Source organism: Streptomyces sp. NBC_00503 (assembly GCF_036346895.1).
Classification (GTDB): Bacteria; Actinomycetota; Actinomycetes; order Streptomycetales; family Streptomycetaceae; genus Streptomyces.
The window spans coordinates 1836976-1857809 of the sequence record NZ_CP107855.1 but is presented as its reverse complement, the minus strand read 5'-3'; the positions used below and the strand labels follow the sequence as shown (position 1 = coordinate 1857809).

Annotated in this window: 14 protein-coding genes, 3 rRNA genes and 1 pseudogene; 14 read left to right on the top strand and 4 right to left on the bottom strand. The window is 68.3% G+C overall.

All coding sequences use genetic code 11. From position 1 onward, the window contains the following. Nucleotides 1-159 precede the first annotated feature (159 nt). Both OG490_RS08655 and OG490_RS08650 read right to left on the bottom strand, forming a co-directional pair. Entirely contained in the window at nt 160-693 is a 534-nt protein-coding gene (locus OG490_RS08655) for a YbhB/YbcL family Raf kinase inhibitor-like protein (protein WP_330295689.1), read from the bottom strand. A 51-nt stretch (nt 694-744) separates the two neighbouring features. After that, complete coding sequence (locus tag OG490_RS08650; RefSeq protein ID WP_330295688.1) at nt 745-1527, bottom strand: sporulation protein; 783 nt, start codon at nt 1525-1527, stop codon at nt 745-747. A 96-nt stretch (nt 1528-1623) separates the two neighbouring features. Between OG490_RS08650 and OG490_RS08645 the strand changes: the two genes are divergently transcribed. From OG490_RS08645 to OG490_RS08620, 6 genes and pseudogenes are all read left to right on the top strand, one after another. Then, nucleotides 1624-2265, top strand: a complete 642-nt coding sequence (locus OG490_RS08645) for a DNA-3-methyladenine glycosylase (RefSeq protein WP_330295687.1) — start codon at nt 1624-1626, stop codon at nt 2263-2265. Nucleotides 2266-2807: 542 nt separating this feature from the next. Continuing rightward, a 16S ribosomal RNA gene (locus OG490_RS08640) occupies nt 2808-4332 on the top strand. A gap of 287 nt (nt 4333-4619) precedes the next feature. Continuing rightward, nucleotides 4620-7743: ribosomal RNA gene (locus tag OG490_RS08635) — 23S ribosomal RNA — on the top strand. A gap of 107 nt (nt 7744-7850) precedes the next feature. Further along, a 5S ribosomal RNA gene (gene rrf / locus OG490_RS08630) occupies nt 7851-7967 on the top strand. Together the 16S, 23S and 5S rRNA genes form the textbook arrangement of a ribosomal RNA operon. A 105-nt stretch (nt 7968-8072) precedes the next feature. After that, nucleotides 8073-9704: pseudogene (locus OG490_RS39155) on the top strand (hypothetical protein); the annotation flags it as partial. 93 nt (nt 9705-9797) lie between these two features. Next, entirely contained in the window at nt 9798-10697 is a 900-nt protein-coding gene (locus OG490_RS08620) for a hypothetical protein (RefSeq protein WP_443065940.1), read from the top strand. 63 nt (nt 10698-10760) lie between these two features. Here the strand turns inward: OG490_RS08620 and OG490_RS08615 are convergent, their stop codons facing one another. Continuing rightward, nucleotides 10761-12032, bottom strand: coding sequence for a DUF1015 domain-containing protein (locus tag OG490_RS08615; protein ID WP_330295686.1), 1272 nt, complete (start codon nt 12030-12032; stop codon nt 10761-10763). A gap of 97 nt (nt 12033-12129) precedes the next feature. On the opposite strand from OG490_RS08615, the gene OG490_RS08610 reads away from it, so the two are divergent. From OG490_RS08610 to OG490_RS08595, 4 genes are all read left to right on the top strand, one after another. Next, nucleotides 12130-13200, top strand: a complete 1071-nt coding sequence (locus OG490_RS08610; protein WP_330295685.1) for an HAD-IIA family hydrolase — start codon at nt 12130-12132, stop codon at nt 13198-13200. A gap of 68 nt (nt 13201-13268) precedes the next feature. Then, nucleotides 13269-14318 (top strand): FecCD family ABC transporter permease, encoded by a 1050-nt coding sequence (locus tag OG490_RS08605; protein ID WP_330295684.1) that lies wholly within the window; start codon nt 13269-13271, stop codon nt 14316-14318. After that, a complete protein-coding gene (locus OG490_RS08600) occupies nt 14315-15400 on the top strand; it encodes a FecCD family ABC transporter permease (RefSeq protein ID WP_443065770.1) in 1086 nt (361 codons plus the stop codon). The genes OG490_RS08605 and OG490_RS08600 overlap by 4 nt, the downstream gene beginning before the upstream one ends. Next, nucleotides 15397-16272 (top strand): ABC transporter ATP-binding protein, encoded by an 876-nt coding sequence (locus tag OG490_RS08595; RefSeq protein ID WP_330295683.1) that lies wholly within the window; start codon nt 15397-15399, stop codon nt 16270-16272. Before OG490_RS08600 ends, OG490_RS08595 begins: the two co-directional genes overlap by 4 nt. A gap of 40 nt (nt 16273-16312) precedes the next feature. Here OG490_RS08595 and OG490_RS08590 read toward each other — a convergent pair whose 3' ends face one another. After that, nucleotides 16313-16660 (bottom strand): SCP2 sterol-binding domain-containing protein, encoded by a 348-nt coding sequence (locus OG490_RS08590; RefSeq protein WP_330295682.1) that lies wholly within the window; start codon nt 16658-16660, stop codon nt 16313-16315. A gap of 65 nt (nt 16661-16725) precedes the next feature. Between OG490_RS08590 and OG490_RS08585 the strand changes: the two genes are divergently transcribed. The 4 genes from OG490_RS08585 to recN all read left to right on the top strand — a co-directional run bounded on the left by OG490_RS08585 (nt 16726) and on the right by recN (nt 20661). Beyond that, the gene (locus tag OG490_RS08585; RefSeq protein ID WP_330295681.1) at nt 16726-17031 is read left to right on the top strand and encodes a hypothetical protein; all 306 of its coding nucleotides are present in this window, start codon (nt 16726-16728) and stop codon (nt 17029-17031) included. 7 nt (nt 17032-17038) lie between these two features. Then, a complete protein-coding gene (locus OG490_RS08580; RefSeq protein ID WP_330295680.1) occupies nt 17039-17854 on the top strand; it encodes a TlyA family RNA methyltransferase in 816 nt (271 codons plus the stop codon). Further along, a complete protein-coding gene (locus tag OG490_RS08575) occupies nt 17851-18801 on the top strand; it encodes an NAD kinase (protein WP_330295679.1) in 951 nt (316 codons plus the stop codon). The genes OG490_RS08580 and OG490_RS08575 overlap by 4 nt, the downstream gene beginning before the upstream one ends. A gap of 132 nt (nt 18802-18933) precedes the next feature. Next, complete coding sequence (gene recN / locus OG490_RS08570; RefSeq protein WP_330300839.1) at nt 18934-20661, top strand: DNA repair protein RecN; 1728 nt, start codon at nt 18934-18936, stop codon at nt 20659-20661. Nucleotides 20662-20834 lie beyond the last annotated feature (173 nt).

Sequence of the window (20834 nt, the reverse complement as noted above, 5' to 3'; positions counted from 1 at the left end):
CGCCCACCTCCCGTGTGCAGGCCCGCGACCACCTTGGCGGCAGGGCCCGCAACCACTCTGGTCGCGCGCGCCACGCGGGACAACGCAATAAAAATGCCCGGTCCTGGCCGTCTTTAGACCAGGACCGGGCAAACGCTCGGAGAACGAGAAGCGGAACGATCAGCCCGCGGGGGCTTCGTACTCACCGATCAGCTGCGCCCGCCCCAGGGTGTGGAAGCGCAGATTGAACCCGACGACCGCCGGCGAGACCTCCGCACCGGGACCCAGCTTCTCCGAGTCCACCGCGTACACGGTGAACACGTACCGGTGCCGCTCCCCGGCCGGCGGAGCCGCCCCGCCGAAGTCCTTGGTGCCGTAGTCGTTCCGTACGTGCACGGCACCGGCCGGCAGCCCCTCGAACTTCCCGCCGCCCGCCCCGGCCGGCAGCTCGGTCACCGAGACCGGCAGGTCGAAGAGGACCCAGTGCCAGAACCCGCTGCCCGTCGGAGCGTCCGGGTCGAAGCAGGTCACGGCGAAGCTCTTGGTCCCCTCCGGGAACCCCTCCCACCGCAGCTGCGGAGAGACGTTCCCACCCGAGAGGACCTGGGCATCCGCCAGATCCGCCCCGGGCTCGATGTCCGCACTCACCACGGAGAAGGTGTGCACCTCGGGGTGGAATGCGTGCGGAAGAGGTGCCCTGCTCTGTTCGGCCACTGCTGAACCTCCGGAATCGGATACGCGTACCACCCCGAGCCTAGAGCGCTCCTAGAACCAGTTGCGCTGAGAACCCACGGACGCGATCCACTGGTTCAGGTACGCCGCCCAGTCGGTCCCCTGGTAGGAGTGCAGCCCCACCTGGAAGCAGCGGTAGGTGTCGCTGCCCTCGCTGAACAGGCCCGGCTTCTTGTCCATCTCCAGAACGACGTCCATCTCGCGGCCGTCGGAGACGAAGGTCAGCTCGACCTGGTTCAGCCCCCGGTACTGCGACGGCGGCAGGAACTCGATCTCCTGGTAGAAGGGCAGCGTCTGGCGCGTCCCCCGGATGTGCCCGCGCTCCATGTCCGCACTGCGGAAGGAGAAGCCCAGCTGGACGAAGGCGTCGAGGATCGCCTGCTGCGCCGGCACCGGGTGCACGCTGATCGGGTCGAGGTCACCGGCGTCCACCGCGCGCGCGATCTCCAGCTCGGTGCTGACCCCGATGTTCATCCCGTGCAGGTGACGGCCTCCGAAGTGGGTGATCGGCGTCTCCCACGGGATCTCCAGCCCGAACGGCACCACGTGCACCGCGCCCGCCTGCACCTGGAAGGCACCGCCGAGGCGCTGCTTGGTGAAGACGATGTCCTGCTTGTACTCCTGGTCGCCGCCCTCCACCTCCACCCGCGCCTGGAGCCCGACGGACAGCCCCTCGATCTGCTGCTCCACGGACCCGCCCTGGATCCGCACCTCGCCCTGGACGATTCCGCCGGGCACCACGTTCGGCTCGGTGATGACCGTGTCGACCGAAGCGCCGCCGGCTCCCAGGCTCGCGAACAGCTTCTTGAACCCCATGCTCTGACTCCCCTTGAAGGCTCTGACGATTACCCCTACAAACGCGGAACCTTAGGCCCCGGTTGCAGGTGTGCCTCTTCCACTACGCTCGACCGGATGAGCGCGCGCCCCGACCGTACGCCCCTGGCCCGGTCCTTCTTCGACCGCCCGGTCCTCACCGTCGCCCCGGACCTCCTCGGCCGCACCCTGGTCCGCCGTACCCCGGACGGCCCCATCGAACTGCGCATCACGGAGGTGGAGGCGTACGAGGGGCAGTCGGACCCCGGCTCCCACGCCTACCGCGGCCGCACGGCGCGCAACGCGTCGATGTTCGGTCCACCCGGACACGCGTACGTCTACTTCATCTACGGCATGTGGTTCAGCCTCAACCTGGTGTGCGGCCCGCCCGACCACGCGAGCGGGGTCCTGCTCCGGGCGGGGGAGATCACGGTGGGCGCCGAGCAGGCCCGTAAACGTAGGGTTTCGGCCAGAACCGACCGAGAACTGGCCAAAGGCCCGGCCCGCCTGGCCACGGCCCTGGACGTGGACCGCTCCCTCGACGGCACGGACCTCTGCGCAGGCCCGGATTCCCCCCTCTCCCTCCTTACGGGGACCCCGACCTCGCCCGACCTGGTGAGCAACGGCCCGCGCACCGGAGTCGGCGGGGCCGGCGCGGCACACCCCTACCGCTACTGGATCACGCAGGACCCGACGGTGAGCCCGTACCGCGCCCACGCGCCACGCCGCCGCTCAACTTGACTCGGCCCGGGCGGACGCCTAACGTAGCCCGAGCCGCTTGAACGGGGCACTGCTATCGGCAGACCCCCAGAGCGGCCAAACCACACCTACGACTTACCCCTGACGGGGTCTTATTCGGCATGCCCGAATTCGATCTCAAGCGGCCGATTATGAGCCGCACGGGATAAGCGCTAATGTGGTGGAGCGCCGAAAGGCACAGGCCCTCCAACGGTCACCGAATTCAAATCCAAGTCGGAAACGACAACGGAAATGATCTGGTAGAGTTGGAAACGAAGGAAGCGCCCGGAGGAAAGCCCGAGAGGGTGAGTACAAAGGAAGCGTCCGTTCCTTGAGAACTCAACAGCGTGCCAAAAATCAACGCCAAAAAGTTGATACCCCGTCCACCTCGGTGGATGAGGTTCCTTTGAAAAAAGACCTGTGAGGTCGCGGTTCTGCCGTGGTGCTTGCAGGCAATTACACAGCGAGGACGCAGTGGACGGTCGGTCTTATTCCGACATGACTGTCCCGCTCTAAGTGCGTGTGCACCCGATTACGGGTAAACATTCATGGAGAGTTTGATCCTGGCTCAGGACGAACGCTGGCGGCGTGCTTAACACATGCAAGTCGAACGATGAAGCCCTTCGGGGTGGATTAGTGGCGAACGGGTGAGTAACACGTGGGCAATCTGCCCTTCACTCTGGGACAAGCCCTGGAAACGGGGTCTAATACCGGATAACACTCCTGCCTGCATGGGCGGGGGTTAAAAGCTCCGGCGGTGAAGGATGAGCCCGCGGCCTATCAGCTTGTTGGTGGGGTAATGGCCCACCAAGGCGACGACGGGTAGCCGGCCTGAGAGGGCGACCGGCCACACTGGGACTGAGACACGGCCCAGACTCCTACGGGAGGCAGCAGTGGGGAATATTGCACAATGGGCGAAAGCCTGATGCAGCGACGCCGCGTGAGGGATGACGGCCTTCGGGTTGTAAACCTCTTTCAGCAGGGAAGAAGCGAAAGTGACGGTACCTGCAGAAGAAGCGCCGGCTAACTACGTGCCAGCAGCCGCGGTAATACGTAGGGCGCAAGCGTTGTCCGGAATTATTGGGCGTAAAGAGCTCGTAGGCGGCTTGTCACGTCGGATGTGAAAGCCCGAGGCTTAACCTCGGGTCTGCATTCGATACGGGCTAGCTAGAGTGTGGTAGGGGAGATCGGAATTCCTGGTGTAGCGGTGAAATGCGCAGATATCAGGAGGAACACCGGTGGCGAAGGCGGATCTCTGGGCCATTACTGACGCTGAGGAGCGAAAGCGTGGGGAGCGAACAGGATTAGATACCCTGGTAGTCCACGCCGTAAACGTTGGGAACTAGGTGTTGGCGACATTCCACGTCGTCGGTGCCGCAGCTAACGCATTAAGTTCCCCGCCTGGGGAGTACGGCCGCAAGGCTAAAACTCAAAGGAATTGACGGGGGCCCGCACAAGCAGCGGAGCATGTGGCTTAATTCGACGCAACGCGAAGAACCTTACCAAGGCTTGACATATACCGGAAAGCATTAGAGATAGTGCCCCCCTTGTGGTCGGTATACAGGTGGTGCATGGCTGTCGTCAGCTCGTGTCGTGAGATGTTGGGTTAAGTCCCGCAACGAGCGCAACCCTTGTCCTGTGTTGCCAGCATGCCCTTCGGGGTGATGGGGACTCACAGGAGACCGCCGGGGTCAACTCGGAGGAAGGTGGGGACGACGTCAAGTCATCATGCCCCTTATGTCTTGGGCTGCACACGTGCTACAATGGCCGGTACAATGAGCTGCGATACCGTGAGGTGGAGCGAATCTCAAAAAGCCGGTCTCAGTTCGGATTGGGGTCTGCAACTCGACCCCATGAAGTCGGAGTTGCTAGTAATCGCAGATCAGCATTGCTGCGGTGAATACGTTCCCGGGCCTTGTACACACCGCCCGTCACGTCACGAAAGTCGGTAACACCCGAAGCCGGTGGCCCAACCCGTAAGGGAGGGAGCTGTCGAAGGTGGGACTGGCGATTGGGACGAAGTCGTAACAAGGTAGCCGTACCGGAAGGTGCGGCTGGATCACCTCCTTTCTAAGGAGCACAGTACCGATTGCAGACAAACGTTCTGCACGGTCAGCTCAGGGTGGAACGTTGATTAGTTGGCACCAGATGATCTGATGGTTCTCAAGTACTGCTTCGGCGTGGAAAGAGGATCCGGAAGAGGTCTGGTGCTTGGCACGTTGTTGGGTATCTGAGGGTACGGCCGTATGGTCATGCCTTCTGCGATGCCGGCCCCAGTGAACTCGCCAGCTTGTCTGGTGGGGTGATGGGTGGCTGGTCGTTGCTTGAGAACTACACAGTGGACGCGAGCATCTGTAGGCCAAGTTTTTAAGGGCGCACGGTGGATGCCTTGGCACCAGGAACCGATGAAGGACGTGAGAGGCCGCGATAGGCCCCGGGGAGCTGCCAACTGAGCTTTGATCCGGGGGTGTCCGAATGGGGAAACCCGGCAGTCGTCATGGGCTGTCACCCACTGCTGAACACATAGGCAGTGTGGAGGGAACGCGGGGAAGTGAAACATCTCAGTACCCGCAGGAAGAGAAAACAACCGTGATTCCGGGAGTAGTGGCGAGCGAAACCGGAACAGGCCAAACCGTATGCGTGTGATACCCGGCAGGGGTTGCGCATGCGGGGTTGTGGGAATTCTTTTGATCGGTCTGCCGGCCGGTCGGCGAGTCAGAAACCGTTGATGTAGTCGAAGGACATGCGAAAGGTCCGGCGTAGAGGGTAAGACCCCCGTAGACGAAACATCAGCGGCTTGCTTAAGAATCTCCCAAGTAGCACGGGGCCCGAGAAATCCCGTGTGAATCTGGCGGGACCACCCGCTAAGCCTAAATATTCCCTGGTGACCGATAGCGGATAGTACCGTGAGGGAATGGTGAAAAGTACCGCGGGAGCGGAGTGAAATAGTACCTGAAACCGTGTGCCTACAAGCCGTGGGAGCGTCGCCGTTATTCTTCGGAATAACGGTCGTGACTGCGTGCCTTTTGAAGAATGAGCCTGCGAGTTAGCGGTGTGTAGCGAGGTTAACCCGTGTGGGGAAGCCGTAGCGAAAGCGAGTCCGAATAGGGCGATTGAGTTGCACGCTCTAGACCCGAAGCGGAGTGATCTAGCCATGGGCAGGTTGAAGCGGAGGTAAGACTTCGTGGAGGACCGAACCCACCAGGGTTGAAAACCTGGGGGATGACCTGTGGTTAGGGGTGAAAGGCCAATCAAACTCCGTGATAGCTGGTTCTCCCCGAAATGCATTTAGGTGCAGCGTCACGTGTTTCTTGCCGGAGGTAGAGCACTGGATAGGCGATGGGCCCTACCGGGTTACTGACCTTAGCCAAACTCCGAATGCCGGTAAGTGAGAGCGTGGCAGTGAGACTGTGGGGGATAAGCTCCATGGTCGAGAGGGAAACAGCCCAGAGCATCGACTAAGGCCCCTAAGCGTACGCTAAGTGGGAAAGGATGTGGAGTCGCAGAGACAACCAGGAGGTTGGCTTAGAAGCAGCCACCCTTGAAAGAGTGCGTAATAGCTCACTGGTCAAGTGATTCCGCGCCGACAATGTAGCGGGGCTCAAGCGTACCGCCGAAGTCGTGTCATTGCAGCAATAGGGCCAACGCCCGCTGTGATGGGTAGGGGAGCGTCGTGTGCCGGGTGAAGCAGCAGCGGAAGCTAGTTGTGGACGGTTCACGAGTGAGAATGCAGGCATGAGTAGCGATACACACGTGAGAAACGTGTGCGCCGATTGACTAAGGGTTCCTGGGTCAAGCTGATCTGCCCAGGGTAAGTCGGGACCTAAGGCGAGGCCGACAGGCGTAGTCGATGGACAACCGGTTGATATTCCGGTACCCGCTTTGAAACGCCCAATATCGAATCAGGCGATGCTAAGTCCGTGAAGCCGTTCCGGACCCTTCGGGGAAAGGAAAGTGGTGGAGCCGACGAACCAGACTTGTAGTAGGTAAGCGATGGGGTGACGCAGGAAGGTAGTCCAGCCCGGGCGGTGGTAGTCCCGGGGTAAGGGTGTAGGCCGAGGGGTAGGCAAATCCGTCCCTCATATAAGGCTGAGACCTGATGCCGAGCCGATTGTGGTGAAGTGGATGATCCTATGCTGTCGAGAAAAGCCTCTAGCGAGTTTCATGGCGGCCCGTACCCTAAACCGACTCAGGTGGTCAGGTAGAGAATACCGAGGCGTTCGGGTGAACTATGGTTAAGGAACTCGGCAAAATGCCCCCGTAACTTCGGGAGAAGGGGGGCCAGTCCTGGTGATCGGATTTACTCCGTGAGCTGGGGGTGGCCGCAGAGACCAGCGAGAAGCGACTGTTTACTAAAAACACAGGTCCGTGCGAAGCCGTAAGGCGATGTATACGGACTGACGCCTGCCCGGTGCTGGAACGTTAAGGGGACCGGTTAGTCACATTTCGGTGTGGCGAAGCTGAGAACTTAAGCGCCAGTAAACGGCGGTGGTAACTATAACCATCCTAAGGTAGCGAAATTCCTTGTCGGGTAAGTTCCGACCTGCACGAATGGCGTAACGACTTCTCGACTGTCTCAACCATAGGCCCGGTGAAATTGCACTACGAGTAAAGATGCTCGTTTCGCGCAGCAGGACGGAAAGACCCCGGGACCTTTACTATAGTTTGATATTGGTGTTCGGTTCGGCTTGTGTAGGATAGGTGGGAGACTTTGAAGCTGTGACGCCAGTCATGGTGGAGTCGCCGTTGAAATACCACTCTGGTCGTGCTGGATGTCTAACCTCGGTCCGTGATCCGGATCAGGGACAGTGTCTGATGGGTAGTTTAACTGGGGCGGTTGCCTCCCAAAAAGTAACGGAGGCGCCCAAAGGTTCCCTCAGCCTGGTTGGCAATCAGGTGTTGAGTGTAAGTGCACAAGGGAGCTTGACTGTGAGACCGACGGGTCGAGCAGGGACGAAAGTCGGGACTAGTGATCCGGCGGTGGCTTGTGGAAGCGCCGTCGCTCAACGGATAAAAGGTACCCCGGGGATAACAGGCTGATCTTCCCCAAGAGTCCATATCGACGGGATGGTTTGGCACCTCGATGTCGGCTCGTCGCATCCTGGGGCTGGAGTCGGTCCCAAGGGTTGGGCTGTTCGCCCATTAAAGCGGTACGCGAGCTGGGTTTAGAACGTCGTGAGACAGTTCGGTCCCTATCCGCTGTGCGCGTAGGAATATTGAGAAGGGCTGTCCCTAGTACGAGAGGACCGGGACGGACGAACCTCTGGTGTGCCAGTTGTCCTGCCAAGGGCATGGCTGGTTGGCTACGTTCGGGAGGGATAACCGCTGAAAGCATCTAAGCGGGAAGCCTGCTTCAAGATGAGTATTCCCACCTCCTTGAGAGGGTAAGGCTCCCAGTAGACGACTGGGTTGATAGGCCAGATGTGGAAGCCCGGTAACGGGTGGAGCTGACTGGTACTAATAGGCCGAGGGCTTGTCCTCAGTTGCTCGCGTCCACTGTGTTAGTTCTGAAGCAACGAACGGTTGCTGGTTTCTAGAGCTAGAACATAACTATAAAGTGTGCTTGTTCGCTCGAAACCGATTAGGGTTTCGGTGGTCATAGCGTTAGGGAAACGCCCGGTTACATTCCGAACCCGGAAGCTAAGCCTTTCAGCGCCGATGGTACTGCAGGGGGGACCCTGTGGGAGAGTAGGACACCGCCGAACAATTTTTCAAAGGACCCCTGGTCCAGCGTTCAACGCTGGAGCAGGGGTCTTTTTTGTTTTCCAGATCTTTACGCCGAAGCGCGGCCATGGGTTGGTTGCGCGAGAATGACTAGCGGTACCCCGACGACAGGAGTCACACCCATGTCCAACTCTCCCGACGATCGTCCGGAGCGCGAGCCTCGGCGCAACGACGGCGGTGACAGGGGCGGCTACCGCGGGGGCCGTGACGACAGCCGTGGCGGCGACCGTCCGCCCTTCCGTCGCGATGACCGTGGTGGCCGTCCGACCGGCGCCGGAGCCGGTGGCGGCGGCGGTTTCCGCCGTGACGACCGTGGTGGCCGTCCCGCCGGCGCCGGTGGCGGTGGCTTCCGCCGCGACGACAGCCGTGGTGGCGACCGTCCCAGCTACCCGCGTCGTGATGACGACCGTGGTGGACGTCCCACCGGTGGTGGCGACCGTCCGTCCTTCCCGCGTCGTGACGACCGTGGTGGGGACCGTCCGCCGTTCCGTGGCAACGACCGGGGTGAGCGTCCCTCCGGTGGTGGCTTCCGCGGCAACGACCGTGGCGACCGTCCCAGCTACCCGCGCCGTGACGACGACCGTGGCGGCCGTCCCACCGGTGGTGGCGACCGTCCCTCCTTCCCCCGTCGTGACGACCGTGGTGGCGACCGTCCCTCGTTCCCGCGTCGCGATGACGACCGTGGCGGCTTCCGCGGCGGTCGTGACGACAGCCGCGGTGGTGACCGTCCGTCCTTCCCGCGTCGTGACGACCGTGGTGGGGACCGTCCGCCGTTCCGTGGGAACGACCGGGGTGACCGTCCGACCGGTGGTGGCTTCCGCGGCAACGACCGTGGCGACCGCCCGTCCTTCCCGCGTCGCGATGACCGTGGTGGGGACCGTCCGCCGTTCCGTGGCAACGACCGGGGTGAGCGTCCCTCCGGTGGCGGTTTCCGCGGCAACGACCGTGGCGACCGCCCGTCCTTCCCCCGTCGTGACGACCGTGGTGGCGACCGTCCCTCGTTCCCGCGTCGCGATGACGACCGCGGTGGGTTCCGCGGCGGTCGTGACGACAGCCGTGGTGGCGACCGCCCGTCCTTCCCGCGTCGTGACGACCGTGGTGGCGACCGTCCGCCGTTCCGTGGCAACGACCGGGGTGACCGTCCGACCGGTGGTGGCTTCCGCGGCAACGACCGTGGCGACCGCCCGAGCTACCCGCGCCGTGACGACGACCGTGGCGGCCGTCCCACCGGTGGTGGCGACCGTCCCTCCTTCCCCCGTCGTGACGACCGTGGTGGCGACCGTCCCTCGTTCCCGCGTCGCGATGACGACCGCGGTGGCTTCCGCGGCGGTCGTGACGACAGCCGCGGTGGCGACCGTCCGTCCTTCCCCCGTCGTGACGACCGTGGTGGCGACCGTCCCTCGTTCCCGCGTCGTGATGACGACCGCGGTGGCTTCCGCGGCGGTCGCGACGACAGCCGTGGCGGCGACCGTCCCAGCTATCCGCGCCGTGACGACGACCGTGGTGGCCGTCCCACCGGTGGTGGCGACCGTCCCTCGTACCCGCGTCGTGACGACCGTGGTGGCGACCGTCCGTCGTACCCCCGTCGTGATGACGACCGCGGTGGCTTCCGCGGCGGTCGCGACGACCGTGGCGGCGACCGCCCGTCGTACCCGCGCCGTGACGACCGCGGCGGCGACCGCGGTGGGTTCCGTGGCCGTGACGACCGCGGCGACCGTGACTTCCGCGCGGACCGCGACCCGGTCAAGCGGCTTCCGATCGACGACGACGTCACCGGTTTCGAGATCGACTCCGATGTCCGTCAGGAGCTCCTGAGCCTGCCCAAGGGCCTGGCCGAGGAAGTCTCCAAGAACCTGGTGATGGTGGCCCGGCTGATCGACGAGGACCCGGAGCAGGCGTACGCGTACTCGCGCATCGCCCTGCGTCTGGCCTCCCGTGTCGCCGCCGTGCGCGAGGCCGCCGGCTTCGCCGCGTACGCCACGCAGAAGTACGCCGAGGCGATCGCGGAGTTCCGTGCCGCCAAGCGCATGACCGGTTCCGTCGAGCTGTGGCCCGTCATCGCCGACTGCGAGCGCGGCCTCGGCCGTCCGGAGCGGGCGCTGGCCATGGCCGGTGAGCCCGAGGTGCAGAAGCTGGACAAGGCCGGCCAGGTCGAGATGCGTCTGGTCGCGGCCGGTGCCCGTCGGGACATGGACCAGCTCGACGCTGCCATCGTGACCCTGCAGAGCCCCGAGCTGGCCTCCAGCTCCGTACAGCCGTGGACCGCGCGTCTGCGGTACGCCTACGCCGACGCCCTGCTGGCGGCCGGCCGCGAGGACGAGGCGCGCGAGTGGTTCGCCAAGACCCTCGAGGCGGACAAGGACGGGGCCACGGACGCCTCCGACCGGCTCGCCGAGCTGGACGGCGTCGAGTTCGTCGACGCGGCCGCCGATGACGAGGACGAGGTCCAGGACGGCGCCGGCGTCGAGGACGAGTTCGACGACGAGGACGAGGACGAGGACGACGACCCCGAGGTCGCGGCCGCGGAGCGTGCTTCGGACCAGGCCGAGTACTACGACGAGGACGACGACGAGTACGAGGGCAGCGCCGACGGCGACGCCGATGTCGACGTCACCGACGAGATCGTGGTCCTGGACGAGGATGACGAAGACGTCGCCGACGACCGCGACGCGGACCGTCGTGACGCGGACAAGGCCCGTGACAACGGCTGAGTGAACTGAGAAAGGGCGGTACCCCCGATGGGGGTACCGCCCTTTTTTGTTGGTCGGCGCCAGTCAGTCCAGGCTCCGCAGCACCAGGCCCGTGGCCGGCTTGGGGCCGAAGGAGGTGGACTTGCGGGGCATCGTCACGCCCTGGCGGGCCAGGTCCCGGACGACCGCCTCCCGTACGGGGTGCATCAGGACCGCCGTGCCTCCGTTGCGCTCCGCCATGTCGACGGTGGCCGCCGTGTCGTGGATGTACACGATCTGCTCGGGGGTGTCGGGGATGCCCCAGAGGGTGTCGAGGAGGGTCGCGTGGAGCACGGTGGCGTCCAGCCGGCGCCAGGCCTCGGGGCGGTCACGGCGGACCGTGCGCTCGATGAGGGCCGGATCGGGGTCGGTGACCAGGTGGAAGGTGCCGTCCCCGGTGAGCAGGAAGGCGTTGCCGCGCTCCGCGGCCTCCTCCAGGGCCTCCATGGCCATCGGCAGCGGGCCGTCGACCGGGCGGACCCGGAAGTGGCCCTCGAGGGCGGCCAGCGCGGTGGGCAGCGGGAGGCGGCGCAGCATCCGGTGGATGGCGCGGACCTGGAGCGGGTAGCGGGCGGTGTCCACGAGGAGGACCAGGCCGAAGTCCCACTCGGTGGGGGAGCCGTGCTCCTCCTGGAGGCGCAGGTACGTGGCCCAGCGGTGGTGGCCGTCGGCGATGAGGGCCTGGCGGTCGCCCAGGTCGGCGGTGATGGCCGCCAGGCCGGCGGGGTCGCTGATGGCCCACAGCCGGTGCTGGAAGCCGTCCTCGGTGGTGGTGGAGAACAGCGGGGTGCTGCGCGCCGTGCGCTCGACGAGGGCGGCGGCGCCCGCCGCGGGATCGTCGCCGAGGTAGGTGAGCAGCAGCGGTTCGAGGTTGGCCGAGGTGGCCCGCATCAGGCCGGCCCGGTCGGTGACCACGTGGGGCATGACGTCCTCGTGGGGGAGGACGATGCCGGCGTCGGCCGTGGAGAGGGCGAGGGCGCCGATGATCCCGCGCTGGAGCAGATCGCCCTTGCGCTGCTCGTAGACGTAGAGCGCGGGCTCGGGGTCGGCGCTGAGGATGCCCTCGGCGAGCCAGTCGCGCAGGGTGCGGGCGGCCTGGAGGTTGCGCGCGTCGGGGGTGTCGGCCTGCGGCAGGATCAGGCGGACGATGTTGTGCGGGTCCGCGGACTCGAGGTGGTCGAGTCCGTCGGGGCGCACGACCACGTCGTACGGCGGCGAGGTGACGGCGGCCAGGCTGCCGACACGCTCGGGAACATAGCGCAGGCCGTGGAAGGGGATCAGCCGCAGTCCATGGTCGGCGGTGCCAGAGGTGGTCATTGGAGAATCGTAAGACCCGTCTCGCCATGCGGGATGATCAGGGTGTAGGGAAACCGGACAAGATCGATGCAGAACGACTAGAGGAGGAGCGGACACCATGACCCGGCAGAGCAGGACCAGCCCCGCGGGCAGTGAGCGGAGTCTGCACCAGGCGTACGACACGGCCCTGCTGGACCTCGACGGGGTGGTGTACGCCGGCGGCGAGGCCATCGCGCACGCCGTGGACTCGCTGGCCGCGGCGCGGGCCGACGGGATGCACCTCGCGTACGTCACGAACAACGCGCTGCGCACCCCGGACGCGGTCGCCGAGCACCTGAGCGAGCTCGGGATCCCGACGGAGGCCGCCGAGGTGATCACCTCGGCGCAGGCCGTGGCCCGCCTCATCGCCGAGCAGGTGGCGCCGGGTTCGAAGGTGCTGGTGATCGGCGGCGAGGGGCTGCGGGTCGCGCTGCGCGAGCGCGGACTGGTGCCGGTGGACTCGGCCGAGGAGGAGGGGCTCGCCGCGGTGGTCCAGGGGTACGGGGGCCCCGACCTGCCGTGGGGGCGGTTCGCGGAGGCCTCGTACGCGATCAACCGCGGGGTGCCGTGGTACGCGTCCAACACCGATCTGACGATTCCGGGGGCGCGGGGGATCGCGCCGGGCAACGGGGCCGCGGTGGAGGTCGTCCGGATCGCGACGGGCGCGGAGCCGCAGGTGGCGGGCAAGCCGCTGCCCCCGATGCACCGGGAGACCGTGCTGCGGACCGGGGCGAAGCGGCCGCTGGTGGTGGGGGACCGGCTGGACACCGACATCGAGGGCGCCTTCAACGGGGAGGTGGACTCGCTGCTGGTGCTGACCGGGGTGACCGACGGGGCGCAGCTGCTGCGGGCCGAGCCGAAGTACCGGCCGACGTACGTGGACCGGGACCTGCGCGGGATGCTGACGGGGCAGCCCGAGGTGGTGCCGGCCGGCGGGGCCGAGGGCGGGTTCCGCTGCGGGGACTGGACGGCGGTGGCGCGCGGCGGCGTACTGGAGCTGCGGGGCGAGGACGGCGACGCGTCGGATGTGCAGGGTGGGAGTGGCGCCATCGACGGGCTGCGGGCGCTGTGCGCGGCTGCCTGGACCCACGCCGGGGACGGTGCGTGCGACCTGGACGCGGGGAAGGCGTTGGCCCGGCTGGGGTTGTAGGAGGCGGGCTGCAGGAGGGCCGCTCGGGGGGAACCGAGCATCGCGCAGGGTAGGCTAACCTAACTTTCGTGTTGGTTGAGAGTCCCCCCGAACAGAGCGCGGCGCCGCCGGCGGCCGCCACCCGCCCGCGCCACGGCGCGCGGGCCGCCGGTCTGCTGGCCGCCTTCGGCGTCCTGGCGCTGATCGCGGTGGCGAGCATCGCCGTCGGCGCCAAGCAGATGCCCGTCCAGGAGGTCTGGCACGGCCTGTTCCACTACTCCGGAACGACCTCCGACGTCGTGGTGCGGGACCTGCGGGTCCCGCGCACCCTCCTCGGCATGCTCGTCGGGCTCGGCCTCGGCCTGTCCGGGGCCGTGATGCAGGCACTGACCCGCAATCCGCTGGCCGAGCCGGGCATCCTCGGCGTCAACGCCGGGGCCGCGGCCGCCGTCGTATCGGCGATCAGCTTCTTCGGGGCCGACTCGCTGAGCGAGTTCGTCTGGTGGGCCTTCCTCGGCGCCGCCCTCGTCTCCGTCCTCGTGTACGTGCTCGGCGGCAGCCGCACCGCCACCCCGGTGCGCCTCGCGCTCGCCGGTACGGCGGCCAGCGCGGCCCTCGTCGGCTACATCAACGCCGTGCAGCTGATGGACAGCAAGGCGCTGGACAAGCTGCGCTTCTGGACGGTGGGCTCGCTGGCCTCCGCCAATATGGACACCGTCAAGCAGGTGGCGCCGTTCCTGGTCGTCGGCGCCGTGCTCGCGCTCATGCTGGGGCGCCCGCTCAACGCCATGGCGATGGGCGACGACACCGCCCGCGCGCTCGGCGCGAACCTGACGCGGACCCGGATCGGCGCGATGGCCGCCGTCACCCTGCTGTGCGGGGCGGCGACCGCGGCCTGCGGGCCGATCGTCTTCGTCGGCCTGATGATCCCGCACCTGGTGCGGGTGTTCACCGGTCCGGACATGCGCTGGGTGCTCGCCTACTCGGCGGTGCTCTCGCCCGTGCTGCTGCTCGGCGCCGACGTCATCGGCCGGGTGGTCACCCGGCCGGCCGAACTCCAGGTCGGCATCGTCACCGCCCTCATCGGCGGACCCGTCTTCATCCACCTCGTCCGGCGCAAGAGGATGGCCCAGCTGTGACAGTGACCTCCGTACGCCGGAAGGGACGCACGGCCCCGGCCGGCCGGCCCGGACCCCGGACGCTGCACCTGCCCGGCGGGACATCGCTCCGGGTGGAGCGGCGGGCGCTGGGCGTCGGGGCGCTGCTCCTGGTGCTCGCGCTGGCGATGGCCGTGCTCCTCATCGGCACCGGCGACTTCGACATCGCCCCGTGGGACGTCGTGCAGACCCTGCTGGGCAACGGCACCCCGGCGCACGAGTTCATCGTCAACGACCTGCGGCTGCCGCGGGTGCTGGTCGCCGTGCTCGTCGGCGCGGCCCTCGGCATGGCCGGGGCCGTCTTCCAGTCCGTCTCGCGCAACCCCCTCGGCTCCCCGGACGTACTGGGCTTCGGCTACGGCTCGGCCGTCGGCGCGCTGCTCGTCATCATCGTCTTCAAGGGCGGCGCCGGCGAGGTGGCCGTCGGGGCGCTGGTGGGCGGCCTGGTGGCCGGACTCATCGTGTACCTGCTCGCCTACCGGAAGGGCATCCACGGCTACCGGCTGGTCCTCGTCGGAATCGGCGCCTCCGCGATGCTGACCGCCGTCATCCAGTACCTGCTGACGAAGGCCCAGCTCGTCGACGCCACCCGGGCGATGGTCTGGCTGACCGGGTCGTTGGCGGGCCGGGACTGGGCGCAGGTCTGGCCGCTGCTGGCCACCTGCGCGGTGCTGTTCCCGCTGGTCCTCGGCCAGAGCCGGGCCCTGCGGATGATCGAGATGGGCGACGACGCGGCGTACGCGCTCGGCGTGCGGGTCGAGCGGGTCCGGCTGCTGCTGATGGTGGCGGCGATCCTGCTCACCACCGCGGCCAGCGCCGCGGCAGGTCCCATCAGCTTCGTGGCGCTGGCCGCACCGCAGTTGGCGCGCCGGCTGACCCGGTCGCCCGGAGCGGGCCTGCTGACCGGCGCGCTGATGGGCTCCCTGCTGCTGCTGGTGTCCGACTGGGTCTCCCAGCGGGCCTTCGGGGCCGACCAGCTGCCGGTGGGCGTGGTGACGGGCCTGGTCGGCGGCGTCTACCTGTTGTGGCTGCTCGTCACCGAGCGCAAGGCGGGCCGGATATGAGGAATCAGAGCAGTACGGGCGACCAGAGGAGCAGGCAAGTGCAGCGGCTGACCGCGGAGAACGTGACCCTCGGCTACGACCAGCGGGTCATCGCCGAGAACCTGTCGGTGGAGATCCCGGACAACTCCTTCACCGTGATCGTCGGCCCCAACGCCTGCGGCAAGTCCACGCTGCTGCGCGCCCTGTCGCGGATGCTCAAGCCCTCGCGGGGGCGGGTGCTGCTGGACGGGCAGGCCATCGGGTCGATGCCGGCCAAGAAGGTGGCCAAGACGCTGGGGCTGCTGCCGCAGTCCTCGATCGCACCCGACGGGATCACCGTCGCCGACCTGGTCTCGCGCGGCCGCTACCCGCACCAGGGGCTGCTGCGGCAGTGGTCGCAGGAGGACGAGCGGATCGTCGCCGAGTCGATGGCCTCCACCGGGGTCGCCGAGCTCGCCGACCGGGCCGTGGACGAACTGTCGGGCGGCCAGCGCCAGCGGGTGTGGATCGCGATGGCGCTGGCGCAGCAGACGCCGCTGCTGCTGCTGGACGAGCCGACCACCTACCTGGACATCCAGCACCAGATCGACGTGCTCGACCTGTGCGCGGAGCTCCACGAGAACCGGGGCCGGACGCTGGTGGCCGTGCTCCACGACCTGAACCACGCGGCCCGCTACGCCACCCACCTGATCGCGATGCGGGACGGGAAGGTCGTCGCCGAGGGGCCGCCGGCCGAGGTGGTCACGGCGGAGCTCGTGGAGCGGGTGTTCGGGCTGCGCTGTCAGATCATCCAGGACCCGCAGACGGGGACCCCGCTGGTGATCCCGGCGGCCCGCAAGGCCCGTAAGAGGGCCGCGGCCGTGGCCGGGGCCGCGATCTCGGCCGTGGCCTAGGCGGGGGCCTGGGCGAGGGCCTTGAGGCGGCGCGGGAGCGCTACAGCAGGCTCTTGAGGCGGAGCAGGTCGCGGAAGCCGGCTTCCAGGCGGATCCGGCCGGAGGCCCAGGCCTTGGCGAACTTCAGCTCGCCCGCGACCAGCGCGACCAGGTCGTCGCCGGTCATGGCCAGGCGGATCTCGGCCTTGGCGGGCGGCGGCCCGGGCACCACCGCGTCCACCCGGATCCGGCCTCCGTCGAGGCGGCCCGTGAACGTCCGGTCCAGGTCGGTGATGTGGCAGCTCAGCGAGCGGTCGAACGCGGTCGCACCGCGCACGTCGCCTTCGGCCCGCGCCAGGTTGTCGGAGAGTTGGTCGAGTGCTTCACGGCACTCCTCGATCGTAGCCATCGTGATCACGACGGTACCGCAGAGCCGTGCGCGGCCGCGGGCGCGGTTGGGGGTAGCGTCGGGGCATGACCGACGAAGCGGCCCAGGCGCCATTCCAGGATCCGCCGGCGCAGGCCCCCGGGGCCCCGGAAGCCGGCCACGGGCCCGCCGAAGCCGACCCCGGGCCCGCCGGGCCGGCCGCGCTGGGCCTCGTACGCACCCCCACCGGGCACGCCGAGGTGGACGCGCGGCTGGAGCGGCTGGCGGACGCGGACGGGCTCCCGGCGGACGGACACGTCGAGGTGTACGAGGATGTGCACAGGGGGCTGCGCTCCGCGCTGACCGCGCTGGACGCGCCGACCGGCCCCCGTCCGTACGAAAACAGGAGCTGAACCGAACGTGGCAGGAGTGGCACGCCGCCGCCTGGACGCCGAACTGGTACGCCGCAGCATGGCCCGCTCACGCGAGCACGCCGCGCAGCTGATCGCGGCGGGCCGGGTGACCGTGGGCGGCAACACGGCGACGAAGGCGGCCACCCAGGTCGAGACCAGCGCGGCCCTCGTCGTCCTCAAGGACGAGGACGATCCCGACTACGTCTCCCGGGGCGGCCACAAGCTGGCGGGCGCGCTCGCGGTCTTCGGGCCGCAGGGGCTGCTCGTCGAGGGCCGCCGAGCCCTGGACGCGGGCGCCTCCACGGGTGGTTTCACCGACGTGCTGCTGCGCGCGGGCGCCGACCACGTGATGGCCGTCGACGTGGGCTACGGGCAGCTCGCCTGGTCGCTGCAGAGCGACGACCGGGTCACCGTGAAGGACCGCACGAACGTGCGCGAGCTGACGGTCGAGCAGCTCGACGGGGTCCCGGTGGACCTGGTCGTCGGCGATCTGTCCTTCATCTCGATCGGCCTGGTGCTGCCGGCCCTCGTACGGTGCTGCGCGCCGGACGCGGACCTCGTGCTGATGGTCAAGCCGCAGTTCGAGGTGGGCAAGGAGCGGCTCGGCAGCGGCGGGGTGGTGCGCAGTACGGAGCTGCGCGCCCAGACCGTGCGCGATGTCGCGGCGCAGGCCTGGAAGCTGGGCCTGGGCGTGGTCGGGGTCACCGCGAGCCCGCTTCCGGGTCCGTCCGGCAACGTCGAGTATTTTCTGTGGCTGAGGGCGGGGGCACCGGCACTCGACCCGGCGGATGTTGACCGTGCAGTGGCGGAGGGGCCGCAGTGACCAGTAAGTCGTGGGAATCAGCGCAGTCGGGGGAATCAGGGCAGGCCGAGTCGGGGCAGCGGACCGTCTTCCTGCTCGCGCACACCGGGCGGCCCGCGGCCATCCGCAGTGCCGAGCTGGTCGTACAGGGGCTGCTCAAGCACGGACTGGGCGTACGCGTGCTGGAGCACGAGGCGGTGGACCTGCCGCTGCCGCCCGAGGTGGAGCTCGTGGCCGAGTGCACCCCGGAGGTGTTCGACGGGTGCGAGCTGCTCATCGTGCTGGGCGGCGACGGGACCCTGCTGCGCGGAGCGGAGTTCGCGCGCGGCTCGGGGGTGCCGATGCTGGGCGTCAACCTGGGCCGGGTCGGGTTCCTCGCGGAGGCCGAGCGGGACGACCTGGACAAGGTCGTGGACCGGGTCGTGGCGCGGTCCTACGAGGTCGAGGAGCGGATGACCCTCGACGTGGTCGTGCGGACCAACGGGGACGTGGTGCACCGGGACTGGGCGCTGAACGAGGCGGCCGTCCAGAAGGTGTCCCCGGAGCGGATGCTGGAGGTGGTCCTGGAGATCGACGGGCGCCCGGTGTCCGGCTTCGGCTGTGACGGGATCGTCTGCGCGACTCCCACGGGCTCGACCGCGTACGCCTTCTCGGCCGGCGGGCCGGTGGTCTGGCCGGAGGTGGAGGCGCTGCTGATGGTGCCGATCAGCGCGCACGCGCTGTTCGCGAAGCCGCTGGTGACCTCTCCGGACTCGGTGCTGGCGGTGGAGGTGCAGACCGGCACCCCGCACGGGGTGCTGTGGTGCGACGGGCGGCGGACGGTGGAGCTGCCGGCCGGGGCCCGGGTCGAGGTCCGGCGCGGGACGGTGCCGGTGCGGCTCGCGCGGCTGCACCACGCTTCGTTCACGGACCGGCTGGTCGCGAAGTTCGCGCTGCCGGTGTCGGGGTGGCGCGGGGCGCCGCACTAGGCGCTGGCGGGCCGAGAACGGGCCGGGGACGGGTGATCCTACGTAAATCGTATGACTGTTCGAGTCGGTCTGGGCGGGTGACGTCACATGGCACCCGGGAAACCTCGGTATCGTCGTCCCGTGCTTGAGGAGATGCGGATACGGTCGCTCGGGGTCATCGACGACGCGGTGGTCGAGCTGTCGCCCGGTTTCACCGCGGTGACCGGCGAGACCGGCGCGGGCAAGACGATGGTCGTCACCAGCCTCGGGCTGCTGCTCGGCGGGCGCGCCGATCCCGCGCTGGTGCGGATCGGGGCCAAGGCGGCGGTCGTCGAGGGCCGCATCGTCATGCGCCCGGACGCCCCCGCCGCCCTGCGCGCCGAGGAGGCCGGGGCGGAGCTCGACGACGGCGCCCTGCTGATCAGCCGGACCGTCTCCGCCGAGGGCCGCTCGCGCGCCCACGTCGGCGGCCGCTCGGTCCCCGTCGGGCTGCTCGCCGAACTCGCCGACGACCTCGTCGCCGTCCACGGCCAGACCGACCAGCAGGGCCTGCTGCGGCCCGCCCGGCAGCGCCAGGCCCTCGACCGGTACGCGGGCGACGCCGTCGCCGTCCCGCTGGAGAAGTACGCCGCCGCCCACCGCAGGCTGCGCGCGGTCTCCGCGGAACTCGAAGAGATCACCACCCGGGCCCGGGAACGCGCCCAGGAGGCCGATCTGCTGCGCTTCGGGCTCGACGAGATCGCCGCCGTGGAGCCGGTCGCGGGCGAGGACGCCGAGCTGGCGGCGGAGGCCGAACGCCTCGGGCACGCCGAATCGCTGGCCTCGGCCGCGCAGATCGCCCACGCGGCCCTCGCGGGCAACGTGGAGGACCCCGAGGGCGTGGACGCGGGCGCGCTCGTCGCCGGGGCGCACCGCGCACTGGAATCCGTACGCTCGCACGACCCGGCGCTCGGCGTGCTCGCCGAACGGATCGGGGAGCTGGGGATCCTGCTCGGGGACGTGGCCGGTGAACTCGCCGGATACGCCGACGACCTGGACTCCGACCCGCTGCGGCTGGCGGCCGTGGAGGACCGGCGGGCGGCGCTGACCCAGCTGACGCGCAAGTACGCGTCCGCCGACAACACGGTCGACTCCGTACTGGAGTGGGCCGAGCGGGGTTCCGTACGGCTGCTGCAGCTGGACGGCGACGACGAGCGGATCGGCGAGCTGACCGTGGAGCGGGACGGGCTGCGCCTGGAACTCTCGGCCCTGGCCCAGGCGTTGACCGATGCGCGGGGCGAGGCGGCGACCCGCTTCGCGTCCGCGGTCACCGAGGAGCTGGCCTCGCTGGCGATGCCGCACGCCCGGGTCACCATCGACATCCGCCAGACCGAGGACCCCGAAGGGGTGGAGGTCGGCGGCCGCCTCGTCGCGTACGGGCCCTCGGGCACCGACGAGGTCGAACTGCTGCTGGCCCCGCACCCCGGCGCCCAGCCGCGGCCGATCGCCAAGGGCGCGTCGGGCGGTGAGCTGTCCCGGGTGATGCTGGCCGTCGAGGTCGTCTTCGCGGGCTCCGACCCGGTGCCCACGTACCTCTTCGACGAGGTGGACGCGGGCGTCGGCGGCAAGGCGGCCATCGAGGTCGGGCGCCGGCTCGCCAAACTGGCCAAGTCGGCGCAGGTCGTGGTCGTCACCCACCTGCCGCAGGTGGCGGCCTTCGCGGACCGCCAGCTGCTGGTGGAGAAGACCAACGACGGCTCCGTGACCCGCAGCGGCGTCACCGTCCTGGAGGGCGAGGACCGGATCCGCGAGCTGTCGCGGATGCTGGCCGGCCACGAGGACTCGGCCTCGGCCAGGGCGCACGCCGAGGAGCTGCTGGCGGCGGCGCGGGCGTCGTCGTAGGCCTTGGCCGAGGCGGGGCTCGGTCGTGAGACTGACGCCCCGCTAGCCCGTGTGGGTGAGGCTCGGGGGTGCACAGCGGTATCTCGTACGGGATCCGCACCCGTATGGTCCCGGAACGCGCGTGCGGACTGGCATCCTGGGCGACGTCTCTGCCTCCCTCACCCTGGAGCTTC

Coding starts and splice junctions, on each gene's coding strand:
- OG490_RS08650 (WP_330295688.1), bottom strand. CDS start 1,527: ATGGGGTTCAAGAAGCTGTTCGCGAGCCTGGGAGCCGGCGGCGCTTCG.
- OG490_RS08645 (WP_330295687.1), top strand. CDS start 1,624: ATGAGCGCGCGCCCCGACCGTACGCCCCTGGCCCGGTCCTTCTTCGAC.
- OG490_RS08615 (WP_330295686.1), bottom strand. CDS start 12,032: ATGACCACCTCTGGCACCGCCGACCATGGACTGCGGCTGATCCCCTTC.
- OG490_RS08610 (WP_330295685.1), top strand. CDS start 12,130: ATGACCCGGCAGAGCAGGACCAGCCCCGCGGGCAGTGAGCGGAGTCTG.
- OG490_RS08595 (WP_330295683.1), top strand. CDS start 15,397: ATGAGGAATCAGAGCAGTACGGGCGACCAGAGGAGCAGGCAAGTGCAG.
- OG490_RS08590 (WP_330295682.1), bottom strand. CDS start 16,660: ATGGCTACGATCGAGGAGTGCCGTGAAGCACTCGACCAACTCTCCGAC.
- OG490_RS08585 (WP_330295681.1), top strand. CDS start 16,726: ATGACCGACGAAGCGGCCCAGGCGCCATTCCAGGATCCGCCGGCGCAG.
- recN (WP_330300839.1), top strand. CDS start 18,934: ATGCGGATACGGTCGCTCGGGGTCATCGACGACGCGGTGGTCGAGCTG.